At 44.0% G+C, this 22,453-nt stretch carries 24 protein-coding genes and 1 riboswitch; of the genes, 9 read left to right on the top strand and 15 right to left on the bottom strand.

Translation table 11 applies throughout. The features are described 5' to 3' along the window. Position 1: 1 nt before the first annotated feature. The gene (gene acs / locus IT392_00210) at positions 2 to 1,948 is read right to left on the bottom strand and encodes an acetate--CoA ligase (protein MCC6542910.1); all 1,947 of its coding nucleotides are present in this window, start codon (positions 1,946 to 1,948) and stop codon (positions 2 to 4) included. A 322-nt stretch (positions 1,949 to 2,270) separates the two neighbouring features. Continuing rightward, positions 2,271 to 2,356, top strand: a riboswitch (cyclic di-GMP riboswitch). A 66-nt stretch (positions 2,357 to 2,422) separates the two neighbouring features. Here acs and IT392_00205 point away from each other — a divergent pair. From IT392_00205 to IT392_00165, 9 genes are all read left to right on the top strand, one after another. After that, the gene (locus tag IT392_00205) at positions 2,423 to 2,776 is read left to right on the top strand and encodes a hypothetical protein (protein MCC6542909.1); all 354 of its coding nucleotides are present in this window, start codon (positions 2,423 to 2,425) and stop codon (positions 2,774 to 2,776) included. Positions 2,777 to 2,873: 97 nt separating this feature from the next. Then, positions 2,874 to 3,059 (top strand): hypothetical protein, encoded by a 186-nt coding sequence (locus IT392_00200; GenBank protein MCC6542908.1) that lies wholly within the window; start codon positions 2,874 to 2,876, stop codon positions 3,057 to 3,059. Between the two features lie 191 nt (positions 3,060 to 3,250). After that, entirely contained in the window at positions 3,251 to 3,751 is a 501-nt protein-coding gene (locus IT392_00195; protein MCC6542907.1) for a putative metal-binding motif-containing protein, read from the top strand. 11 nt (positions 3,752 to 3,762) lie between these two features. Beyond that, positions 3,763 to 3,954 carry a DUF11 domain-containing protein gene (locus IT392_00190; protein MCC6542906.1) on the top strand — a complete coding sequence of 64 codons (192 nt, stop codon included), beginning with the start codon at positions 3,763 to 3,765 and terminating at the stop codon, positions 3,952 to 3,954. After that, positions 3,932 to 4,345: a hypothetical protein gene (locus tag IT392_00185; protein MCC6542905.1), complete on the top strand. Its 414-nt coding sequence runs from the start codon at positions 3,932 to 3,934 to the stop codon at positions 4,343 to 4,345. The genes IT392_00190 and IT392_00185 overlap by 23 nt, the downstream gene beginning before the upstream one ends. Positions 4,346 to 4,744: 399 nt before the next feature. Further along, the gene (locus tag IT392_00180; GenBank protein ID MCC6542904.1) at positions 4,745 to 5,680 is read left to right on the top strand and encodes a hypothetical protein; all 936 of its coding nucleotides are present in this window, start codon (positions 4,745 to 4,747) and stop codon (positions 5,678 to 5,680) included. Between the two features lie 116 nt (positions 5,681 to 5,796). Beyond that, on the top strand, positions 5,797 to 6,135 hold the full coding sequence (locus tag IT392_00175) for a hypothetical protein (protein MCC6542903.1): 339 nt from the start codon (positions 5,797 to 5,799) through the stop codon (positions 6,133 to 6,135). 166 nt (positions 6,136 to 6,301) lie between these two features. Then, the gene (locus IT392_00170; GenBank protein ID MCC6542902.1) at positions 6,302 to 6,877 is read left to right on the top strand and encodes a phospholipase; all 576 of its coding nucleotides are present in this window, start codon (positions 6,302 to 6,304) and stop codon (positions 6,875 to 6,877) included. 280 nt (positions 6,878 to 7,157) lie between these two features. Further along, positions 7,158 to 7,907, top strand: coding sequence for a hypothetical protein (locus tag IT392_00165; protein ID MCC6542901.1), 750 nt, complete (start codon positions 7,158 to 7,160; stop codon positions 7,905 to 7,907). On the opposite strand, the gene rfaQ is transcribed toward IT392_00165, so the two are convergent. From rfaQ to lpxK, 14 genes are all read right to left on the bottom strand, one after another. Continuing rightward, positions 7,870 to 8,973, bottom strand: a complete 1,104-nt coding sequence (rfaQ, locus tag IT392_00160; protein MCC6542900.1) for a putative lipopolysaccharide heptosyltransferase III — start codon at positions 8,971 to 8,973, stop codon at positions 7,870 to 7,872. The genes IT392_00165 and rfaQ overlap by 38 nt on opposite strands. A gap of 9 nt (positions 8,974 to 8,982) precedes the next feature. Then, positions 8,983 to 10,872: a sulfatase-like hydrolase/transferase gene (locus IT392_00155; GenBank protein MCC6542899.1), complete on the bottom strand. Its 1,890-nt coding sequence runs from the start codon at positions 10,870 to 10,872 to the stop codon at positions 8,983 to 8,985. Positions 10,873 to 10,954: 82 nt separating this feature from the next. After that, positions 10,955 to 11,938 (bottom strand): glycosyltransferase family 4 protein, encoded by a 984-nt coding sequence (locus IT392_00150; GenBank protein MCC6542898.1) that lies wholly within the window; start codon positions 11,936 to 11,938, stop codon positions 10,955 to 10,957. A gap of 39 nt (positions 11,939 to 11,977) precedes the next feature. After that, positions 11,978 to 13,102 (bottom strand): glycosyltransferase family 4 protein, encoded by a 1,125-nt coding sequence (locus IT392_00145; protein MCC6542897.1) that lies wholly within the window; start codon positions 13,100 to 13,102, stop codon positions 11,978 to 11,980. A 48-nt stretch (positions 13,103 to 13,150) separates the two neighbouring features. After that, positions 13,151 to 13,993, bottom strand: coding sequence for a hypothetical protein (locus IT392_00140; protein MCC6542896.1), 843 nt, complete (start codon positions 13,991 to 13,993; stop codon positions 13,151 to 13,153). After that, complete coding sequence (locus IT392_00135) at positions 13,993 to 14,892, bottom strand: glycosyltransferase (protein ID MCC6542895.1); 900 nt, start codon at positions 14,890 to 14,892, stop codon at positions 13,993 to 13,995. The genes IT392_00140 and IT392_00135 overlap by 1 nt, the downstream gene beginning before the upstream one ends. Positions 14,893 to 14,896: 4 nt before the next feature. Further along, complete coding sequence (locus IT392_00130) at positions 14,897 to 15,592, bottom strand: methyltransferase domain-containing protein (protein MCC6542894.1); 696 nt, start codon at positions 15,590 to 15,592, stop codon at positions 14,897 to 14,899. A 29-nt stretch (positions 15,593 to 15,621) separates the two neighbouring features. Then, positions 15,622 to 16,497 carry a dTDP-4-dehydrorhamnose reductase gene (gene rfbD, locus IT392_00125; protein ID MCC6542893.1) on the bottom strand — a complete coding sequence of 292 codons (876 nt, stop codon included), beginning with the start codon at positions 16,495 to 16,497 and terminating at the stop codon, positions 15,622 to 15,624. Between the two features lie 131 nt (positions 16,498 to 16,628). Continuing rightward, complete coding sequence (locus IT392_00120; GenBank protein MCC6542892.1) at positions 16,629 to 17,234, bottom strand: isoprenylcysteine carboxylmethyltransferase family protein; 606 nt, start codon at positions 17,232 to 17,234, stop codon at positions 16,629 to 16,631. A 48-nt stretch (positions 17,235 to 17,282) separates the two neighbouring features. After that, positions 17,283 to 17,453, bottom strand: coding sequence for a Trm112 family protein (locus IT392_00115; GenBank protein MCC6542891.1), 171 nt, complete (start codon positions 17,451 to 17,453; stop codon positions 17,283 to 17,285). After that, positions 17,440 to 19,146: a lipopolysaccharide heptosyltransferase II gene (gene waaF, locus IT392_00110; protein MCC6542890.1), complete on the bottom strand. Its 1,707-nt coding sequence runs from the start codon at positions 19,144 to 19,146 to the stop codon at positions 17,440 to 17,442. The genes IT392_00115 and waaF (IT392_00110) overlap by 14 nt, the downstream gene beginning before the upstream one ends. Before the next feature lie 127 nt (positions 19,147 to 19,273). Then, positions 19,274 to 20,473: a lipopolysaccharide heptosyltransferase II gene (gene waaF, locus IT392_00105; protein ID MCC6542889.1), complete on the bottom strand. Its 1,200-nt coding sequence runs from the start codon at positions 20,471 to 20,473 to the stop codon at positions 19,274 to 19,276. Positions 20,474 to 20,511: 38 nt separating this feature from the next. After that, positions 20,512 to 21,423, bottom strand: a complete 912-nt coding sequence (locus IT392_00100; protein MCC6542888.1) for a lysophospholipid acyltransferase family protein — start codon at positions 21,421 to 21,423, stop codon at positions 20,512 to 20,514. Continuing rightward, on the bottom strand, positions 21,420 to 22,448 hold the full coding sequence (gene lpxK, locus IT392_00095; protein ID MCC6542887.1) for a tetraacyldisaccharide 4'-kinase: 1,029 nt from the start codon (positions 22,446 to 22,448) through the stop codon (positions 21,420 to 21,422). The genes IT392_00100 and lpxK overlap by 4 nt, the downstream gene beginning before the upstream one ends. Positions 22,449 to 22,453 lie beyond the last annotated feature (5 nt).

Raw genomic sequence — 22,453 nt, 5'->3', positions numbered from 1 at the left:
TCTACTCCTCTTCCATTAGTCTTGCCAGTACCGAGTAATCTTCAAGCGTGGTTGTATCCCCGACCTTTTCCTTGCCATAAGCAATATCCTTGAGAAGCCTCCTCATTATCTTTCCGCTTCTTGTCTTTGGCAGGGCATCGGCAAATCGTATTTCATCAGGTTTGGCGATAGGACCGATCTCCTTTGAAACATGCTCCCGCAACTCCTTTTTGAGAGCCTCCGACGGCATATAGCCGATGTCAAGGGTTACAAATGCCGATATACCCTGTCCCTTCAAGTCATCCGGCCTTCCAACTACAGCTGCCTCAGCGACCTTTGAATGGCTGACAAGTGCGCTCTCTATCTCCATGGTGCTGAGTCTGTGCCCTGCTACATTAATAACATCATCAACCCTGCCCATGACCCAGAAGTATCCGTCCTCATCACGCCTTGCACCATCACCGGTAAAGTAAACGTCTTTAATCTCATCCCAGTACTGTTTTTTGTATCTCTCGGGATCACCATAAACAGTCCTCAGCATTGAAGGCCATGGCCTTTTTATTACGAGGAACCCGCCCTGATTTGCAGGCACTGACTTTCCATCTTTCGTGACTACATCAGCGGAGATACCGGGTAGTGGTTTTGTAGCTGAGCCTGGTTTGGTCGGGGTTGCGCCTGGAAGAGGAGATATGAGTATAGAGCCTGTCTCTGTCTGCCACCACGTATCAACGATCGGACACTTTTCCTTACCAATGATCTTGTGGTACCAGATCCATGCCTCAGGGTTGATCGGTTCACCGACTGAGCCAAGGAGGCGCAGGCTGCCGAGGTCATTTTGCAGAGGCCACTTATCTCCATATTTAATAAGTGTCCTGATAGCTGTAGGGGCGGTATAGAAAATGTTTACCTTGTATTTGTCAACTATCTTCCAGAACCTGTCAGGCTGGGGGTGCAGCGGTGCACCTTCATACATCAGGCTTGTCGCTCCGTTTGACAGGGGGCCGTAGATTATATAGCTGTGACCTGTTACCCAGCCTATATCTGCCGTACACCAGTATGTGTCTTCGTCCTTAAGGTCAAAGACCCACTTTGTCGTAATATGAGCGCCGAGCAGATAGCCGCCTGTTGTATGAACTACACCCTTTGGTTTGCCTGTGGTGCCGCTCGTGTATAGGATAAAGAGGGGATGCTCGGAGTCTAACGGTACTGCCTCGCACTTATCGGAGGCATCCTTCATCAGGTCATGCCACCAGAGGTCACGTCCCGCAGCCATCTCCATTGCCTGTCCTGTCCGCCTGCAGACAATGACCTTTTCAACTGTAGGTGTATTCTTTACAGACTCGTCTACCTTATCTTTAAGCGTTACAATCTCACCGCGTCTGTGTCCGCCGTCAGCAGTGATAATCAGTTTTGCCTGAGAGTCATTTACACGGTCTTTAAGCGCCTCGCTGCTGAAACCGCCGAAGACAATGTTGTGGATGGCCCCTATCCTTGCGCATGCGAGCATGGCAATAGGAAGCTCCGGTATCATCGGCATGTATATGGCAACCCTGTCTCCTTGAGTTACTCCAAGCGACTTTAATACATTAGCGAATTTTGAAACTTCACGGTGCAGGTCCTGATAGGTGAGGGTCCTTGAGTCACCAGGTTCGCCTTCCCAGATGATGGCAGCCTTATTCTTTCGCCATGTAGTCAGGTGTCTGTCAAGGCAGTTATAGGAGAGATTAATTTCACCGCCAACGAACCACTTTGCAAATGGCGGATTCCACTCAAGCACCTTATCCCATTTCTTAAACCAGTGTAATTCGCCTGCAAGCCTCCCCCAGAATTCATCAGGATTGTCCTCCGCCTCTTTCCTTAAGCGTTCATAATCTTCCATACTTTTGATGTGCGATTTTTCACTGAAAGTCCTGTCTGGCGGGAATACGCGTTTTTCCTTTAGAATTGACTCAATGTCTGCTTCCGGCATTAGGCACCTCCATTTTGAAATGATAGCTGATTTTAGTATACATAGATTGATAGTGTCAAATGAAATGAAACTACACGCGTAATCTCTCGGTTAACAGAGGTATCCTGTCATACAAACCATCATTCCTGTCATCCCGAACTTGTTTCGGGATCTCCTCACGTAGCCACGTATGAGATCCTGAAACGATGCTGAAACAAGTTCAGCACATGGTTCAGGATGACAGGAAGATGACAGTAACATGATATTCCCGTTCACAGAGACATTACATTAAGTAGCTAAATATTTCTTGACAAGCGATTATTATTTAGCTATATATAAATACCTTCTATCATGGCAAACTGTCTGAGAGGGCAGGGCGCAAAGCCAACGGGGCTTATATCAGGAATTTAAGCAAGCCGGGCTGCCGAGGTGACAATGATTTTTTTAATTGTTGTCCGTTTGGCAGTCCGGCTTTTTTGTTTATGGGGGTTTATCATGACCAGCACTAATTCTATTTATCGTGATCTCCGGAGTGCAGCGACTCAAGTCGTTCTACATAAATCCCCCCATATGGTTAAAAACAGACTGGTTGTCTTAATGACGGTGGTATTGATTTTGTTTCTCCCTGTTTTTGTCCTGGCAGGGACGGTTGAGCTTCCGGAGACAGGGCAGACCACCTGCTATAACAGCTCGGGAAGTGTGATCGCCTGCCCCGGGACAGGACAGGATGGGGATATCCAGGCCGGTGTCCCCTGGCCTAGTCCGAGGTTTACAGCAGGCACTGGGACAGGGGCTGATTGTGTTACAGACAATCTTACCGGCCTGATGTGGCAAAGGATGCAAACTTAGCGGGGACATATAAGACCTGGCAGCAGGCATTGGATTATGCCATCAATCTCACCCTCTGCAGTTACATGACTGGAGGCTTCCAGACAGAAAAGAGCTGATGAGCCTTATTGACCGCTCAAAGTATGGCCCTGCCCTGCCGTCAGGTCATCCCTTTATTAATGTGCAGTCTAGTTACTACTGGTCGTCTACTACTAGCACGGACTATACGGATCTCGCGTGGATCGTCCATATGTGGGTTGGCTTCGTGTACACCTTCCCTAAGTCCAACGTCGCCCCTGTGTAGCCAGTACGTTCCGGACAGGTTGGCCCTTCGGTTCATTCGATCATTGGAACCGTCACGGAAAACAGTGCGGGTCTGAGCGGGGTAACCATGACACTGAGAGCGGAGATGCATCTTCAAGCACCACCACTGCGGCCGACGGGACATACAGCTTCCCCGGCCTTGCCGATGGGAGCTATACGATAACACCGGGCATGGGCGGCTATACCTTTACCCCTGAATACCGTTCGGTGACCGTTGCCGGGGCGGATGTGACAGCTCAGGATTTTTCAGCTACTTGTGTGCTGAACACCTATTATGAGGACTTCGACTTTGACACCTATGGTGACGCGTCGAGCGTTATCCAATCCTGCGTGCAGCCTGCCGGGTATGTAACGAATGGTGATGATTGCAACGACGGCGAACCCGACATCAATCCCGGAGCAGTTGAGATCTGCAATCTGGTGGATGACAACTGTAACGGCCAGGTGGATGAAGGGGGCACAAACCCCTTTTGGCCAGACGGGGACGATGATGGGTATGGGGATGTTGCATCTGTGCCGATTCTTGCATGTTTCGTTTCCGATGGATATGCGCCGAACAATGTGGACTGCGATGACAGTAAACCGGAGATTCATCCCGGTGCAGTGGATATATCGGGTGATGGGATAGATCAGGACTGCTCCGGATCAGATGCTGCAGGGTTGCGGATTTAGCGCTCACCAAGGTGGGTGCTCCCGGCTCGGCCTTAGTAGGCCAGAACCTGACATATACGTTGACCGCGACCAACCACGGGCCTGACATTGCGACAGGAGTTACAGTGACGGATACCCTCCCGTCCGGTGTGACATTTATCTCCGCAATACCGAGCCAGGGTAGAGACCGGAGACAACAGGATGATAGGAGGCTTTATCATTGACGGGACAGTGCCAAAGACCGTTCTTCTCCGTGCACGGGGGCCGTCAATGGGCGGGGCACCGTTTAATATAGCGGGTACATTGTCGAATCCCTATTTACGGCTGTACTCTTCAACTGCCGGAGCATATATAGCGCAGAATGACAACTGGGGTGATCAGAGCGACACCCTCTGTGAGTCAAAAGGGTTTGTCTGCGGCAGTCCGGCAGAGATTACAGCAACCGGTATTGACCCGTGCATCCCGAATCCCGGCCAGGCGTCAGCGCCTCCGGGATGCAGTAATGAATCAGCGCTTCTCATCACTCTGCCTCCTGGGGCATATACCGCTGTCATGAGCGGAGTGAGTGGGGGTACCGGTGTGGGTCTTGTGGAGGTGTTTGAGGTACTGCCATAATTCTTAACTGAGTGCAATCTGACGTCAAAAGGAGAATGAAAATAAATTAGGCTCTTGCTATACTACCTCAAAGTCTATTAAAATTTTGATCGGAATCTGCGGAAACTGCATTAGGAAATGCCGAAGAGCAATTCAGTCATGGATTGAAACAGCCAAGGAGTTCGGAGACCCTGTACCAGATCCTAAGGAAGAGAGATTAATGTTTGCATAGAATTAAAAGCGTATGCTTGTTCCGGAGACATCATTTGGCATTAGATCTTAAGATCGGTATACAGAATTATTCTTTTATTAAGAGAAATAGACATACTGTCCCCAAATTATTTCCCAGGATTGAAATTAAGTCGCTCGTTAACTACAATATTGACATTAAGATAATATGTAGTTAATATGTAGTTAACCATGAGTATCATCAAAAAAACATTAGAGGAAAATTATATATTCTTTATAAGAGAACTTTCCCGCATTGATGATGAAATTAAAAATCTGCCAGGAGGCAGTATTTCCGCCAAGAAGATTGGCAAATCAACCTACTACTATCATCAGTGGAGAGAAGGGAAAAAAGTGAAGTCTGTTTCCCTGGGCACTGAGATACCACCGGGATTGCTTCAAGCAATAAACAGAAGAAAATTACTGGAAGGACAAATAAAGGAGATATCTAAAGAGATAACAATTATAGCTAAGGTGATAGATACTCAGAGGGTTACGGTAGATGACATTATAAAAGTTCTTTCGCAGAATGATATACGGGTAATCCTTATCGGTTCATACTGTTTCCCTATCCTTAAGGAGGAGATGAAACTTAATTTGCCGACGATTAAGACCCAGGATATAGATTTCCTTTTAAATATTCCTTACCGCGGCAAAAATATAGATATAGTGTTGCTTCTAAAGCCTCTCGGATTTTCTCTGGGATTCAACCCGGATGGGTCCAATTTCTTTACAAATGGTATTTTTAAAATAGAGTTTCTGGCTCCTCAAGGCGGCAGGGGTACGGACGAGCCTGTTTACATCAAGCCTCTCAAAATAAGTGCGACTCCTTTGAGGTATCTCAGGATGTTGTTTGATCAGCAGATTGAGGTAGAGAAAGATGGGTATAAATTTATTGTGCCGAATCCGTGGGTACTTGCATACCACAAGATATTAATTGCAAAGAACAGAAGGGTTAAAGATAAAAAAGAAAAGGATATTATGCAGGCCGCAGCGATATTAAGAGAGATTTCAAAAAGGCCTGATGATCTGATAAATGCCTTGTCCTATTTGGAGACCCTGCCAGCTAAGTGGAAGAGCTACATTAAAGGACGGATTGCTGAGTATATACCGGATATTACTTTATAAAGGAGTACAGATTGTCTTAAAACCTACCTTCATTTCCATACTTCTCATCAATCTTCTCAAAGTCCTCTATGGTTTTCTGAAATTCCATGTAATCTATTTTGTCCCAAGATAAACAAATGAAGAGGCTGAAACTGGAACTACAAAAAGAATTAGTTAGGTTGTGTGATGCACTTAATCGCGCAGGAATAAAATACATAGTAGTCGGAGGATGTGCTGTTATTCTTCATGTATATTACAGGACAACTCATGATATTGGCCTCATCGTAGATACAGCGCCGGAAACCATAAGGAAAATGAAAGAAGTGCTTTATAAGGTCTTTGGATCTGAAGATGTATTTAATATTAATGATGATGTTGCACAATATGCTGTTGTCAGGATTGCCCCGGAATCTGAAGATATTGTAATTGATCTTATAGGCAAAATAGGAGCAATTTCTTTTGAGGCGGTTGATTAGGACAAGGAAGTAGTAGAGGTTGACGGAGTAATTATCCCAGTGTGTGGTCTTTCTACACTTATTGCGACTAATAAGTACAAAATTCATTTTAGGAATCAAAACGATTACTCTGTCCGACCGAAACTTCTGTAGATATAGCACGCGTAACTATGCTAATCTTATCTGCATGATAAAGAGACTAATTGCAATATTGTTAGCTGTCTCATTTCTTTTTCCGGCATTTGCTTGCAGTGAACAGCAGACATTGGGCCCCGTCAGTCCGGAAGGAAACGGTGTCCTTGTCCTTGAAGACAGCAGGTATCTTGATTCACTCCTGGACAAGATAAATCAAGCGCAGTCCGGTATCCTTGTCAGCATGTATATATTCAAGACAACCGGTAAGAAGAAGAGTGCGTCAAATAAGGTTAAAGACGCACTAATAAAGGCTGCGAAAAGAGGAGTTAAAGTTAAAGTAATACTCGAAGAAGAAGAGGGTAACTCTTCGTCACTTAACAATGATAACAGAATTACTGCAGGCAAGCTTACGAATGGCGGAGTTAAGGTCTTCTTTGATTCACCAAACAGACGTACTCACGTCAAGGCCATCGTAATTGACGACAGGTACACATTCATTGGAAGTCACAACCTGACAGCGAGCGCCCTGCAGTACAATAAGGAACTTTCCCTTATGATTGACTCTCTTGTAGTAGCGAAAAGAACAACAGGATATATTGAAGATATGATGACCAGAGCACATCGGTGAGATCGTTGATTTCAATCTTAATTCGTAATCCCTTGGTGAACCGGGGCAACCTGTCATGCTGAACTTGGTTCAGCATCTATTTTAGACCCTGAAACAAGTCAGGGTGACAAATCACCCCCATTCACCGAGGGGTTACCTTAATTCCTAAAATTTCCTTGATAGAGAATGTCTTTATATGATAGGTTGATTTGAGCGGACGATATGGTATAGCATGAGATTACTGATTTGATATTTAATATAGAATTGACAGACGATGAGTTATCGCTGATAGGAGGGATTAATGGAAAAAATAGTTAAATTGACGATATCTTCACTGGTTTGTGTACTTCTTATCATTTCTGCTGCATCATACGTTAATGCCGCAGGCAATGACATCAAACTTAATTCAGGGTTGCTGGAGAGCGAGTTCAAAGACCTTAGTAAACAGGCTGGTCTGATGATAAGCTATATTCCACTTGCACCTGCTGAACCTCTTGGAATACTGGGTTTTGATGTAGGCGTTGAGATGACGGCTACAAAGATTGACTCAGGTTCATCTGTCTGGAAAAAGGCCGTTTCTGACGGCAATCCGCCGGATTATATCTTATTGCCAAGGATTCATGCACAAAAAGGACTTCCCTTTGGAATTGATGTCGGCGCTGTTTTTGCTGCCCTCCCTGGTTCAAATATCAAACTTTACGGAGGAGAGCTTAAATGGGCGGTCTTAAAGGGAAGCATTATTTCTCCTGCTGTTGCAATAAGGGGGAGTTATACTACACTGGCAGGAGTTGATGATATTGATGTATCTACCTACGGACTTGACGCATCTGTAAGCAAGGGATTTGGTCCCATTACCCCATATGGCGGCATAGGGCAGGTCTGGGTCCACGCATCAGAGAGCGTTAATTTCCTGGATTTTGATAGTGTCAGTACAAGTGCGACCAAGCTGTTTGTCGGGACGAGGTTGAGTTTACTCTTCCTGAGCTTTGCCATTCAGGCAGATTTCTCTGATGTTAATATGTATAGTGCAAGGGCAAGTATAAGCTTCTGACATGAAAAATGGGGACAGCGGCGAGACTCTGACATACAGCGCTGAACACCTCAGCAATGCTTATCTTTTCCATGCAACCTTCATTTTTCAGGTCACAGTGTATGCGGCCGCAGGGGCTGCAATCAAACTGTTTGTATATAACAGTATGGCCATCTCCCCATGGTCTCCAGACTGCAGGTGAAGTCGGCCCGAACAGGGCGATTACCTTTGTGCCGGAGGCAGCAGCCATATGCGTGGGGCCGCTGTCATTGCCGATGAATAGAGCGGCCTTTTTCAGCAAAGCTGCAAGGTCCAGTATGCTCGTCCTGCCTGCTATAGAGTATGCTGGTGTTGTCATCAGGGATGCTATTGCCCTAACATCGTCCAACTCTTTCTGACCACCGCTGATAACGACTGGAATACACAGCTCTCTCTGGATAAGATCAATAGTCGCCGCCCATTTCTCTATGGACCAGCGTTTAAAAGAGAAGCGGGCGCCGGGATGTACAACTACATAGTCCTTGTGTAACAGCCCGTTGCTGAGTAACCATGATTCTATATAGTCTTCCTCTTCTGAACCCGTATAAAGTTCAAGTCTTGCATCTGTTCTTGACAGATTGATGGCCTGTTCAACTAACAGCAGGTTTCTTTCAACGGTATGGGTGTGGCTGTTGATTTTAACCTGCCTGTTGAAGATCAGTTTACGTATACCTTTGGGATATCTTAATCCTATCCTGATCCGGGTATTACTCAGTAAAGATAGATAAGCAGCCCTTTCTCCGCTGTCGAAATCCACAGAAAGATCACATGGCTGTTCGCGGAGGGTTTTCAGGGTGTTCCATTCATATCGAAGCCTGCTGAATAAATCTGCTTTCTCAATCATCCTCCTGTCAATAGTAATAATATTGTCTATATGTGGGTTGTATCGTATGACATCGTTAGTACCGCTGTTAACGACAACAGTAATATGGGCATATGGATATGACTGACGTATCAGCCTTATGGCAGGCGTAGTCAGCAATACATCGCCGATGTATCTTAACTTGAAAAGTCTGATGAAGTTGATGTCCTGTGTACAGGTGCCCATCTTAAGATATTATTTCAGAAAAGATCCAAGGTTTTTTGTTACCTCAACAAGCTGTCCCATCTTTTCTTTCAGGATAACCTTGGGATCTTCTGCGGGTTCATAATTCCCCGTATAAACATCAGCCATTCCTGCATTGTAGGATTCTGTTGACAGGACGATTGCAGCATCCTTCTCAACCATAGCAAATGTATCCCATCCGCTGATAACAACATAAGGGTGTTCATTCTCATCCAGGAGTGATCTGCCTTGTGAATAATAAGAAGGATCAGTCCTGATCCCGATTAAAGACAACATTGTCGGGGCTAAATCAAGATGGCTTGTCAATCGGTCTACCTTGTGAGGTTTAATCCCGGGGACATACAGGATAAAGGGAACCTTGGACTGCCAGGGTGAGAATGTAGTATTGTGTCCATAATATCCGGTCTCAAAAAACTCTTCTCCATGATCTCCTGTAATTACGATAATTGTCTTGTCCATCTGACCGGTATCTTTAATATCCCTGATAATCCTTCCCACAACAGAGTCATCAAAGTAGATTGCATTCCTGTAACGGTTAAACAACGGATGGTCCTGGTTGACTTCAGACCCGTTTTTCTTAACCTGGAAATAATTTACCTCATCTACTACTGGAGTATATTTTTCGAATCCCTTCGGAAAACGATACGGGGCATGAGGGGCGTCCAGAAACATAAAGGAGAAGAATGGCTTGTCTTTGTCTCTGTTATTCAAAAATGTCCTGAAAAGTTTCTCCATGTTGGTGTCCCTCTCATCTCCTGCATTTCCAGAAATGTGGTCTTCAATGGAGGTTTCCGGAACCTTTACAAACGCGGTGCTTCTCATCTCAGGATAAGTGAGTCTGGTGCTTGACATAATATTTAAATCATAACCAAGCTTCATTAGTGTGTCTATCAATACCGGAGACCGGCGTTCAGAAAGGAACTGGTGCCAGTAGGTGCCATAGATTCCATAGAACATGGAAAATATCCCGAAGCGGGATGCGTTGCCTCCGCTGTAGTGGTTATTAAAAATAAGCGCCTCCTTAGTGAAGTCAGAAATGTTAGGAGTGATATCCCGGTTCATCATATCAAATCGCCATGACTCAATAGTAATCCAGACAATGTTCCATTTCTTAAGATCACCGCTTGTATCAGGATCCCTATGCGGGTAGTTAAGCATAGTTCCGGTTTGGTTGGGCAGCAGGGCAGTCGAGCGCTCTTTCTTCCACCCAAGGTATTTCTCAAAAGTCTCATCCATAAACAGAGGCTGATATAATGGAAATAATTTTTGATATCGGGTGATATTCGTCATCTCATAAAAATTGGCATAGGCAAAGAGCAGTTTGTCGGTAACAACAATAATAAAAAAAGGCAGGATGATATAAATGAGACTCTTTCGCCATTTCAAATGCTCACGGCTGACATTATTACTACGTCCCGATTTATATCGCATCAGTAATCCCATTCCCCCCCATTCTGCAGCTGCGAGGAGTAGTAACACAATAACAATGGTAAGGATTGTCTTATTTCCAAGCTTGACTGAATCCCATGAGCCCTCTGTTGTAAGTGTGTTAAAGACCAGGCCATTGAAGTGAAAGCGGAAGAGCGTGTATATCTTAACATCTGTAAGGAGCATAGTCTGATAAATGAACATCATTAGAGGTGGAAGTATCCACATCTGTATCCTGCTTCGGATGAATAATGTGAATGGAAGCAGAATAATCCCGATGATCATCAGTATCATTGCAAAGTGAGATAAAAAGGCAACTCGTGTATAGAACCATCCCAGGTGTGTTTCAAAAGTCGGTGCAAAGGAGAGGTATTCCCTGGCAAGAAAGAGAGAGAGTAAGTAATTGCCAAGAACAAAATAGAATAGTTCTCTTAAGTAATTTGAATATTTCAATTGAATGTCTCCCATCCGGGCATATTAAACACCTCCATGTTCATTACTTACAAACGTCATTTTAATTTCAACCTGATTCAATCTAAAGCTTCAAAATATTAGATAGCTTTTTCCCTATAATTGGAATCGAGTAATTCCCTTCAACCTTGATGCGGGCGTTATGTCCCATTTTTATTCTAAGGTCTTTATTCTCAATCAGCATGCTTAATACATTATAGTATTCATCTTCTGATTGTACTACAAATCCATCCCTGCCATTTTCAATAATGTCGCTGTTGACCCCGACGTCTGAGCATACAGGTGGTACTGAAGCAGCCATGTACTGCAATGCCTTATATGCACACTTGCCCTCTGTATATTTATTATCCGGCAGAGGCATGACCCCGATATCAAACAGCGCAATCTCCCTTTCCTGAGTCTCAAGACTCCAGGGTATGAATGTCACTTCGACCGAAGGAATTTCGATGGTCTTGCTGCTTAATATCCTGAAATCTATTTTATGTTCCATGGAGAGTCTGGGCAGTACAGAATGTGATAATATCTTGAGGTAAGGAAGGTTTACCTCTCCGCCCACCCAGCCGATGATTGTCTTATCATCCGGCCCATTGTGTTCCTTTAATGGTATATTACGCGTTTCAACAGCGGAAGGGAGAATAAATACATTTTTATTTAACCAGCCGGCGTTATCAGCAAGGATTCTGTTTCCTGCTACAACAATATCCACTTGTTTTATCAGGTATTTAAACTTCTTATATCGTGACCAGCTGCGTGACGTCTTATGATCATACTGTCTGTAATAAATGGCGTCATCAAAATCGAAGATTAACTTTCTGGCAAATTTTCTTAAAAGGAAGGCATCCACAGGAGACAATAATTTCTTTTGAAGATATGTTATATCGTAATTTGCACATTTCTTAATAAGACTTATTTTATCTAAGTTATTTTTTGGATATTGAACAACGTCAGTCTCAATCCCATATTTCTGTATTTCAGGCAGCAGGTTTAAAACCCTTATCCTGCTGCTGGGAAGTCTGTCGTCCTGGATAATAAATAAGACCTTGATCATTTCGTCACTACCTGCGAACCATATTCAATTAGATTGTAATTATCTGTTGCAGATAACAGAAAGCATATTCCTTAATGTCCTGTCAAATGTAAACTCTTCTGCCCTTTTTCTCGCCGTCTTTTTGATGATCGGCGTAACAGCATTATCAAGTGTCTGTCTTATCCTTTCAGCTATTTCTTCAGCGTCAGTCGGATCATCAATGAGCCATCCATTTTCTCCAGCTGAAACTACCTCAGAATTTCCGCTATCCCGTGTAGTAACTACGGGGAGGCCGGATGCCAGTGCCTCAAGGATGACATTTGCCATAGGTTCATAAAGCGTTGGCGCTACAAGAATATCTGATGCGGCATAATACCTTTCTGCATCGTCTACCGGGCCTAAAAAGAGTACCCTGTCAGACACAGAAATCTTTTCAGCAATTTCTTTATATAATTTAATACTGCCTTTCCCTATCACTGCAAGGAACGTATTTGCAGGGAGATACTGCATGCTCTCGATGGCGTATCTTAGCCCCTTTCTTTCAAATCCCGTACCGATAAATAAGAGTAGTTTAACAGTCTCAGTTATACCAAGCTGTTTGCGTATCAGGTCGCGGTATTTATTTTCATTAGCAGGATGAAAACGATCAAGATCAACGCCGTTATATATAACAGTGATATCATCCGGACGCACATTCCTGTATTCCGACAGGATATTTTGTTTTATGAAATTTGATGGAGCGATAATCTTCCTGTATGCCCTCCTGTTAAAGATATGCCAGTCGAGGATACGTATGGACAGGTGCAGAGGATTAATAATGAATGAGAGCCTCCTGAAAGGAGAGGAGTATCGCATCCTTATCCTGAGCCATGTCTTGTGTACCCCGTCTGATGTTCTTAGTATATCCTGAGAAAACAACCTTTCATTGCTGAATATGATATCAGCATCAAATCGTCTTAATACAACCCATGCCGCAACAGCAAAGCTCCAGACCTTGAGTATTGACAACCCTCCAATCATTGGGACCTTATGAAAAGTTACACCGTTATTAGTTCCCCCGGGCCACTTGTTGGCAAAGATATGGACATCGTGTCCTTCACGAACAAGATGAGAGGCCAGCAGATTCAGGTAACGCTCGGCCCCGCCAAACGGATTATATTTCTTTCTGATAATTGCTATTTTCAATATCGGGTTCTATTTAATTGATATGGGAATTGTTTATTCCTTATCAGGTCATCCGTTGTTTACGGTTTTTAAGGAACGTCTTGCCTTTAATTTAATATCGTGCCGGCTGATCCTGTTGGTCTTGGAAATAACCTGTTTGATGAATGATATGTTTTGCCTGACCTTATCTTTGCCAACCAGGTAATGAATCAGGAATCTCAGACGGTCACTCTTTGTAATTATTCGTGATGAAGCAGAATAGTTCAATGCTGCGATGTCTTTGACTATCCAGTGCCTGCGGAACCAGCGTCTTCTGTCAACCCTCTGGAGGTCGAGGACACGCAGATCCCTGATGCCGTCTTCCGATCGCCTTATAAATATGTGGCAGCAGTAGAAATCCCTGTGATTAAACCCTGCATTGTGCATTCTTTTTGCTATCTCAGCGACCTCCCGTATTAATGCCCTTTTTTCCATTATCTTATCAGATGACATGGGATATGAAAAATAATCCTGTATAAATTTCTCAAGAGACTGGAATCCTGACAGTTCTTTCGTCATCAGAAATGATTCCATCCGTAATAATGAACCTTTTTCGCCTGCTGCAACAGGGGTCAGTGTCGGGATGCCGCATTTTTTGAATGAATCAATAACCTCCCACTCCTTTCGACCCCATGACAGGGAAAAGCCTGATAAATATGTACGCAGCATTTCAACGGGTCTCACAGGACCTGTATGACGCTTCAGGAAAAAGGTTGTTGTATTTTTTCCATCAGTAAGATCCACTTTAGTAATAGTCCTGGAGGGGAGACGTTTTAAGACCTTTCCTCCGGAAAAGTTCATAAAGTCTTTGAATTGATTCAGGCAATTCTGCTGCAACAATTCACTGAATTTGTTGTTAAGATAGAGCCACATTATTTCTTAACGAGGATATAACTCCCGCGTCCTGAGAATCTGTCTGTTATATGTTCCACCCACAGGGTTTTAAGTAATCGCAGTCGTTCTTTCCACGTCATTTCATTTCGCCAGAGGGGTGAAGAAAGATCAATTGAAATCGTGTGTCTTGATATCCTGTCATCCATAACTGCAGGGTGTGTACCTTCATATGGCGCTACAAATTTTCTGGGGAGGTTGTAATAAGTGTTGAATGCAGATTGTGCTGATTTAGTCTCACTCCAGTAATTTGAGGTAGTCTGTGCCTTAGCCTGCATGGCCTTCTCTGACTTGACGCTGCAATAGTGAAAAAGCTGTATCCCTGTATCTATTACCCTCATCCTGCGTCCTTTTTCTTTATACCGGGGGTGTACAGTAAAACCTGCTGCATCGCCCCGGGACATGACAAAATGATGGGGCTTTACGATCCGGCATCGTCTCCTCTTTCTCTGAGGGTAAACATCAACAACGGTCCTGTAGTCTCCCCAGAAACTCAGCTCGGTCAGTGCAAGACCGTCAACCCTGTCATCATATGCGTAGCGGTCCGCAAAAGACATTATTTTCTGAAGATCATTTTCGTGTATGACCTCGTCTGCCTGAAGATAGAATGCCCATTTGCCTGTACAGTTAAAGAGGGCGATATTGGTTTGCTGTGCATATATGTAAGCCCCTGTGGTCATATTTGGATTCCATTGACTGTGAACTATTTTAATTTTAGGGTTTCCTATGGACTGTATAAGTTTTGCAGTATCATCATTATCAGGTCCTATGTTGACTATAAATTCATCTACAACAGGCAGTATGGAGGAAATACTTTCAACTACAGGATAGTCGAGTGAGACGGCATTCCTGATAAATGTGAAACCGGACAGTTTTAACATAACGCTAACTTATTTTGCAAAGGACTACCCATTTGTCAGAAAAAAAACGCAGGGTAGGAAATATCCTGACTACCTTTATCCCGGCAGAGTGCAGTTCACTTTGCAGTTCAGATTCAGAAAAACGATATGAAGGCGGCCTTCCAATGCCAAGGTTGCTGAGGAAGCTTTTAATGTAGTACTTTACCGTGTATTTGTGGCGGAAATCTATGATCAGCCATTTCCTGCTGATCCGTGCCATCTCAATTAATATGTTATGTCTTACCTCTTTCGGAACATGGAACATAAATCGAATGCTTAATACAGAGTCAAATGACCTGTCCCTGAAAGGCAGCGATTCTGCATCACACCGCACCATACCATTGATCAGGCCGGATTTATTAAACCTGGTACGAGACACCTCCATCATTTCCCTTGAGATGTCAGATCCGGTAAAAGAAATCTTATTGTCTATTAACAGCGGGAATAATCTGCCTGTACCGCATGGTATATCGAGGACATTCTTAATCTCATGCCCGAGGTCCCGGGCCGTTGAAATAGCCTTCTGTATAGCAGCAAGTTTCCTGTTATTGCGCATCCTGTGCGAGCGTTTTATGAACCTTACATCATCATATTTTGAGGCGACAGTATCGCTCTGATAGTGCTTTTTTTTCTTCTCATATTTCTCTACTGTTTCGCCAGCAACTGTTTTATTTGCGTTCATCCGAAAAATGACACCTTCTCATGACTGGTTCATGACCCACTGAGCTGTCTGAGATAACCTTTCTCTGCCAGATAATCCTTTAAGGCATTACGCCAGTGCGACATGTCATCGAGACCAAGTAATCCCAGATTTCTGTTTTCGAGTACTGAGTAAGCCGGTCTGCGGGCCCTGGACCCGAACTCAGACGAAGATGTAGGGGATATATCCGCAACAATTCCTGTCAGTTCAAATATGGCGCTTGCAAACTCAAACCATGAGCATCCACCGTTATTTGTAATATGATAGAGACCATATTTATCAGTCCTTATCAGTTGCGAAACACGTGCCGCAAGTTCCTTTACATAAGTTGGTGTTACAATCTGGTCTGATACTACCTTGATTTTCTTGCCGCTGTTTGCAAGTTTTATCATCGTTTCAATGAAATTCCCGCCCTTACCGCTTTGTCCCTTCGCGCCGTAAAGACCGCATGTCCTTATTAAAAAGTACTTGCTGCATGTATTTCTGACAAAAAGCTCTCCTGAAAGTTTTGAAACCGCATAGACACTGCCTGGATTGGGACAGTCATCTTCGACATACGGGGTCTTCTTGTCTCCTCCGAATACAAAGTCTGTGCTGAAGTGAACAAACGGGATCCCGTATTCATTGCAAATCATTGCAAGGTTCCTTACGGCGAAGCTGTTTACGGCAAAACTCAACTCAACGTTGTCTTCGCAGTCGTCAACCTTGTGATAGGCAGCCGTGTTTATTACTACATCTGGCAAGTTAGAGGAGATGATGTCATTTACCTTCTGTTCATCCGTTAACTCTATGTCCCTGTGAGTCAGGGGTATGAGTATATCATCCTGCAACATGTTTACCAGCTCACTGCCGAGCTGACCGCCTGCACCAAGAATAAGTATCTTCACTCGAAATAGCCTTTCAAATCCCCCCTGCCCCCCTTTTCTAAAGTGGGGTAACCAATTTCCCCCTTTGAAAAAGGGGGATTAAGGGGGATTATTTTCATGTATCTTTGTGAGCCCCAAGGGCTCATGACAGTTCATCCGAAAATACTCCCTGATGATTTAGCCGTAAAAAATGCTGCCTTCGCAATAAGGATAATCAGCCCCGCAATAATTCCCAGCCATGTATTATATTCCCTGTGTTTCAGTACTAAATACCAGGCGAAATGCATATCCGTAATTTTAGTCGCTGCTGATCCAGAGGAGAGAATTTTTATAGGGAAAAAAACCGGTACCCGCGCCTTATATCTTGAAAATGTTTCTCCGAATTTAGATGACAGGAACGCTTCTTCGTCCTGTATAGTTAATCTGTATATATATATGAAAGCGGCTAAGTAGAGCAGGATAAGTAAGGCCCTGCTCGTAATGATGCTGAATCCTGTACCAATAAGGAAATTACCGACATAGAGAGGGTTTCTTGTAATAGCATATGGTCCGCTTTGTGAAAGCTCTTCATTCTTCTTTATGTAGCCTGATGCCCATATCCGCATAATTTCCCCAAGGATGATAAAGGGGATGCCGGCAAGAACCGAAGTGCGGGTAGGTGCGGCATAGTATAAAAAGAAGGCCGCAGCTGCGAAGCTTAGTGTAACCCTGTTCCTGGAAATGGATTGTCTGAGATATTCTGAAAAAGTCTGTTGCAATTGAAAAACCTGTATATGTTGTTTACTGAGAAAATGTCAAATATGACATTAACTTATGCTGGTTGCCTCGTCTATGAGCATGACCGGTATATCGTCTTTAACGGGGTAGAGGAGTTTGCATCTGTCACATATAAGCCCGTCTCCCTTTGCCGACAGCCGGATGTCACCTTTGCACTTGGGACATGCGAGTATTTCAAGCAGATCTTTACTTAGCGCCATGTTTCACTCCCTTAAGTATCCCGAGAACTGCATTCAATACATCTTCCGGGGTAATTGTGTCCATGCATACGGTTTTTCCCTCAGTACATGGTCTTCTCATACAGGGACTGCAATCAAGATTCTTCCTTACAACTGCATGTCCTTGTCCGTAAGGGCCGGTTAACTCAGGATCAGTCGGGCCGAACAATGCTGCTACCGGTGTTCCCAGGGCTGCCGCAATATGCATCGGCCCTGAATCATTTGTAATGAGCAGATTGACTTTAGTAAGTAATGCCGCCAGTTTTCTGATAGATGTCTTGCCAGTTGCTATGCCAGGCGTCTCATCTACAAGAGATGATATCTCATTCGCAATCGGAATATCATCCTTACTGCCAACGATTATTATACCTGCTTTCAGTTCTTTTATCAATTGATTTATTAAAGCGGAATAAGAGGCTGCAGGCCAGCGTTTTTTTATCCACCGTGCAGACGGATTGATGGCAATAAGGGGTTGCTTGTCGCTTAAATTATTTTCCAGAAGGAACTGCCTTACCCATTCTGCATCTTCAATCCTGATGTAAAACGGAAACTGTAATTTTCTTCTTTCCCCCTTTAATAAAGGGGGAAAAAGGGGGATTTGAGGACAGGAGAGAGCACTGATAGTGAGCATATATCTGTCAACAGCATGAATTTTACCTGGCGGTACCATAACTTTGTTATTGTAAAATATTGGAGCAAATTCTCTTGCATTGGAGAAACCAAATCTGTCTGCGGCACCGGAGAAAAAAGTAATAATCCCGCTTCTGAAAAGGCCCTGAAGGTCAATTACAGTATCAAATCTTAAACTGCGTGTTTCGCGGATAGCAGAGTTAATACCTGATAATCCTTTCTTAAGGATTATCAGGCGGTCAATCAGGGGGTTGTCTGCAAGGACATCCTGCCAGACCTCTTTAACAACCCAGGCAATAAAAGCGTCAGGATATATCTTCCTTAACGCCCACAGCACGGGAAGGCTGTGAATGATGTCACCGAGTGAGCTTGGTTTGACAATCAAAATACGCCTGACTTCACCCGAATACCCCATCCCCGCCCCTTCCCTCCCCTTGAAAGGGAGGGTGTTTTTATTTTCCTTCTCGCTCATTGCTCGTTGCTCATTGCTCATAACTTCTTTTATAATCCAGGATACTGCCTCATATAAATTTGCAGCAATATGGTCGGGCCTGTCTTCCGGATCCTGATTTGTCAGGCCCTTCATTTCTTCCGTACCATAACCTGTCAATACGAGTATGCCTTTGGCGCCAACGCTGTGAGCTGTTTTAATATCAATAATCTTATCTCCGATGACGAAGGATCTGCGAAGTGATACGCCATGATCTTTTGCTGCCTTAAGCAGCATCCCAGGCCGGGGCTTTCTGCAGGCACACCCTTCATCAGGGTGGTGGGGACACACATAAATGTCATCCAAAAAGCAGCCTTTTCTCTTAAGTATGGCTATCATACTGTCATGCAGTTTATTGACAAAATCAGATGAGAAATATCCCCGGGCAATACCGGACTGGTTTGTTATGACAATCGCCGGAATATTGTTTACATTTAATTTACAGACAGCATCTGATACACCTGGAAGTATTTTAAATCTGTCGAAGGAGTCCACATAGCCGGCTTCCTCGTTGATAGTGCCGTCCCTGTCAATGAATACTACGAATTTGTTCACTCTAAAATTGCCTTTCAAATCCCCCCTGCCCCCCCTTTTCTAAAGTGGGGTAACTAATTTTCCCCTTTGAAAAAGGGGGAGTAAGGGGGATTTTTATGTGCCTCTGTGAGCCTCTGCTAATGATGGTTCACCCGAGAATACTTTTTACAGCTGCCATCACATCTTCTACTTTTATCAAATCCATGCATTTAAGGTCAGTAGGGCATATCCTTTTAAAACATGGACTGCATTCTGCATTTTTCCTGATTACGATGTTTCCATCTCCCATAGGGCCTGTCTTTACCGGGTCTGTGGAACCAAATATGGCTACTACAGGTATTGCAAGGGCTGCTGCAATGTGCATTGGGCCTGAGTCGTTTGTAACAAAAACAGTGCACTGCTTTATCAGTGAAATAAGCCCCCTAATTGTAGTCTTTCCTGCCATATTGATTACCGGAACACCGGAAAGGGCCTCTATCTCTGCTGCTATACCTGATTCCTGCTGACTTCCGAAGATAATGATATTTGCATTATTGTACCTCTCTGCAATGCCCCTGCAGACCCGGGCAAAACGTTCAGGATACCAGCGTTTGGCAGAGCCATATGCAGCGCCAGGATTTATGCCTATAATCAGAGAGCCTGATGGTACTTTGTAATTCAGCAGTATTTTATCTGCGTTCTGAAGTTCTACCTTAGACAGGTGCAGCCATTCTTTTTTCTTATGATTACCTGAAAATCCTGGGTAAAATCCCCCCTTACCCCCCTTTTCTAAAGGGGGGTAGCTGTTTTCCTCCTTTGAAAAAGTGGGAACAAGGGTGCTTCTCATTTTCCTTTGTGAGCCAAGGCTCATGGGTGTTTCATCCGAAATTACTGCATTTCTGTCATTCTGAACTTGTTTCAGAATCTCTTTTTCAAGAAACCCCTTTAAAAGACTTACTATGTTCAGGTAATATCCAACCTGATCAAGTTTCCTAGTCTCTTCTGTTACTGATACCGGCAAATTAAGCATGATGCCGCGTCCATCCCTTTTATATCCGCAGCGATGCGGGATACGGGCAAGATGAACCATCAGTGCTGTCCTGAATGAGTTAGGGAATAGTACCGCCAAATCAAATCGCTTGTTTCTTAGTTCATTTACGGTTGTTAACATGGTCCCGGAGTATATCGTTCTTTCATCTATATACGGACTTTCTTTAAACAGTTCACATATATGTGGAAGACCCAGTACTGTCATGTGAGAAGAAGGCAAAAGCTCCCTGATACCTGCGATCGCAGGCAATGCAAGCACTGCATCCCCAAGCCAATTGGGTGCGACTATTAGCACTTTATTTATATTTGTACCATTCATCCGAAAATACCCTTGTTAACCCCATCACCACCCCTTCATTATGGCCTTGTCTTCCACCTTCTGTGCATCCAGAACCATTGTTCAGGGTGGTCTCTAACAAATGACTCGATTATACTGGTAAACTTTTGGGTGTATGTTAATACGTCACTCTCGAGATCATCACTTCTCTTAATCTCTATCTCCGGCAAATAGACAACCCTGTGCCTGCAGGTATCTTCTCTAACGATAAATACCGGAATTACCGATGCACCGCTTTTCATGGCAATAAGCGCCAATCCCTTATTGGTGGCTGCCAATTGCCCAAAATAGTCTACGAAAACACCGTCTTCCTTTGAGCTGTTCTGATCAAGAAGGATCCCGACAGCGCCGCCTTTTTTTAATACACGCAGGGTATCCCTGAGGACCCCTTTTTTAGAAAGGACATTGGCCCCGAGTACACTTCTGAGAGAAACAATGATCTGGTTCAAACGGTAATTGTCAATGGGTCTTGCGATGACATTAAATCCACACTTATTGGTGGACAAAACCTGGCCAAGCAGCTCCCAGTTTCCAAAGTGGGCGCCCAGGTATATGATGCCTTTATTATTCATTATTGCATTATTTACATGATCCTGTCCCTCAATCTTAACCCATTTATTCAGCATTTCCCTGACTGAGTCCGGAGGACGACTTGCTATATGAATAAATTCTGCAACAGATCTTCCAAGGTTTTCAAAGACCTTATTTGCAATGCGGGAGATGTCCTTCCTATCCCTTCCCGGAAATGCCCTCGAAAGGTTCTCTATGGCAACATTACGGTGCCTCTTGTCAATCTTATATCCAAGACGTCCTATAAGTCCGCCTGCATCTGAGGCAATCCTGTAGGGCAGGATTGCGAGAATTCGCAAAAAAACAACCGCCGCTGTGTATTCTGCAAGTCTTTTCAATTTGCTGTGCTTTTTCTTTTTCACTCGAAGAAACCCTTGATCATCCGCTTTTGTAGCCACCCTGTAAATCCATTGTCAATTATCATCTCAACATTAAGAATAAAGATTTTCATTGCGTCACTTGTCTTATCACAAAGGTCTAAGCCGTGCAGTCTGACAGCATCCTTGGCAGTCGTAAGCACTGCTTCTGCTGATATATCTGATGCCTCTTTCATGATCTTTCGCAAGTCATCATTCTTAAACCAGTAGTGGTCAGGGTATGATATTCTACCAACGACCTTTCCTCCGATATCTTCTATACTCTTTCGAAAAGACAGCGGATTTGCTATGCCGGAGAAAATAAATACCTTCTTGCCATTTATAATATTAAGACCATAAGAATAACCATCAGTGTCTGTTATATCCGCTGCCTTATATGATGCATAAAACACAGGGGCATCAGGATTATGTCTTCTCACCACTGTCTCTATGTCGTCTTTTCCGCCTTCATTTGCCCTTGTTACAATCACGCAGTCGGCCCTTGAAATGCCATTTAACGGCTCTCTCAGTATACCTTTAGGGAGAAGATGCCCGTTGCCGAAAGGATTTGAGGCGTCAATGAGAAGTATGTTTGTATCCCTGTGAAGCTGAAGGTGCTGATAGCCGTCATCAAGTATGAAGATACCTGAACCTGTATGTGATGCGGCATAGATGCCTGATTTATATCTGTTTCCGCCGACAATTACCGGGACATTCTTAAGTGTTGATGCCATCAGATATGGCTCGTCACCGGAATCTTCAGGAGTTGTAAGAATTGATTTCCCATCACTGACTACCAGTACCGGCGCTTTAGACTTTCTCTTATAACCGCGTGAGAGTATTACAACATTATTATTAAGTATTCTGGTTATTGCTATGACCGCTGGCGTCTTTCCTGTGCCTCCGGTGGTGAGATTTCCGACGCAGATAACAGGGCAGGGTAGTCTCCCTGTTTTGAACAGACTGGATTGATAAAGCCATTTCCGTATGAACAGGATTAATCTATATATATGTGATAGGAGTGTAAGCAATATAC

The sequence above is a fragment of the Nitrospirota bacterium genome (genome assembly GCA_020846775.1).
Classification (GTDB): domain Bacteria; phylum Nitrospirota; class 9FT-COMBO-42-15; order HDB-SIOI813; family HDB-SIOI813; genus RBG-16-43-11.
Note: the sequence above shows the minus strand (reverse complement) of the source record. Positions and strands in the feature narration are given on the sequence as shown.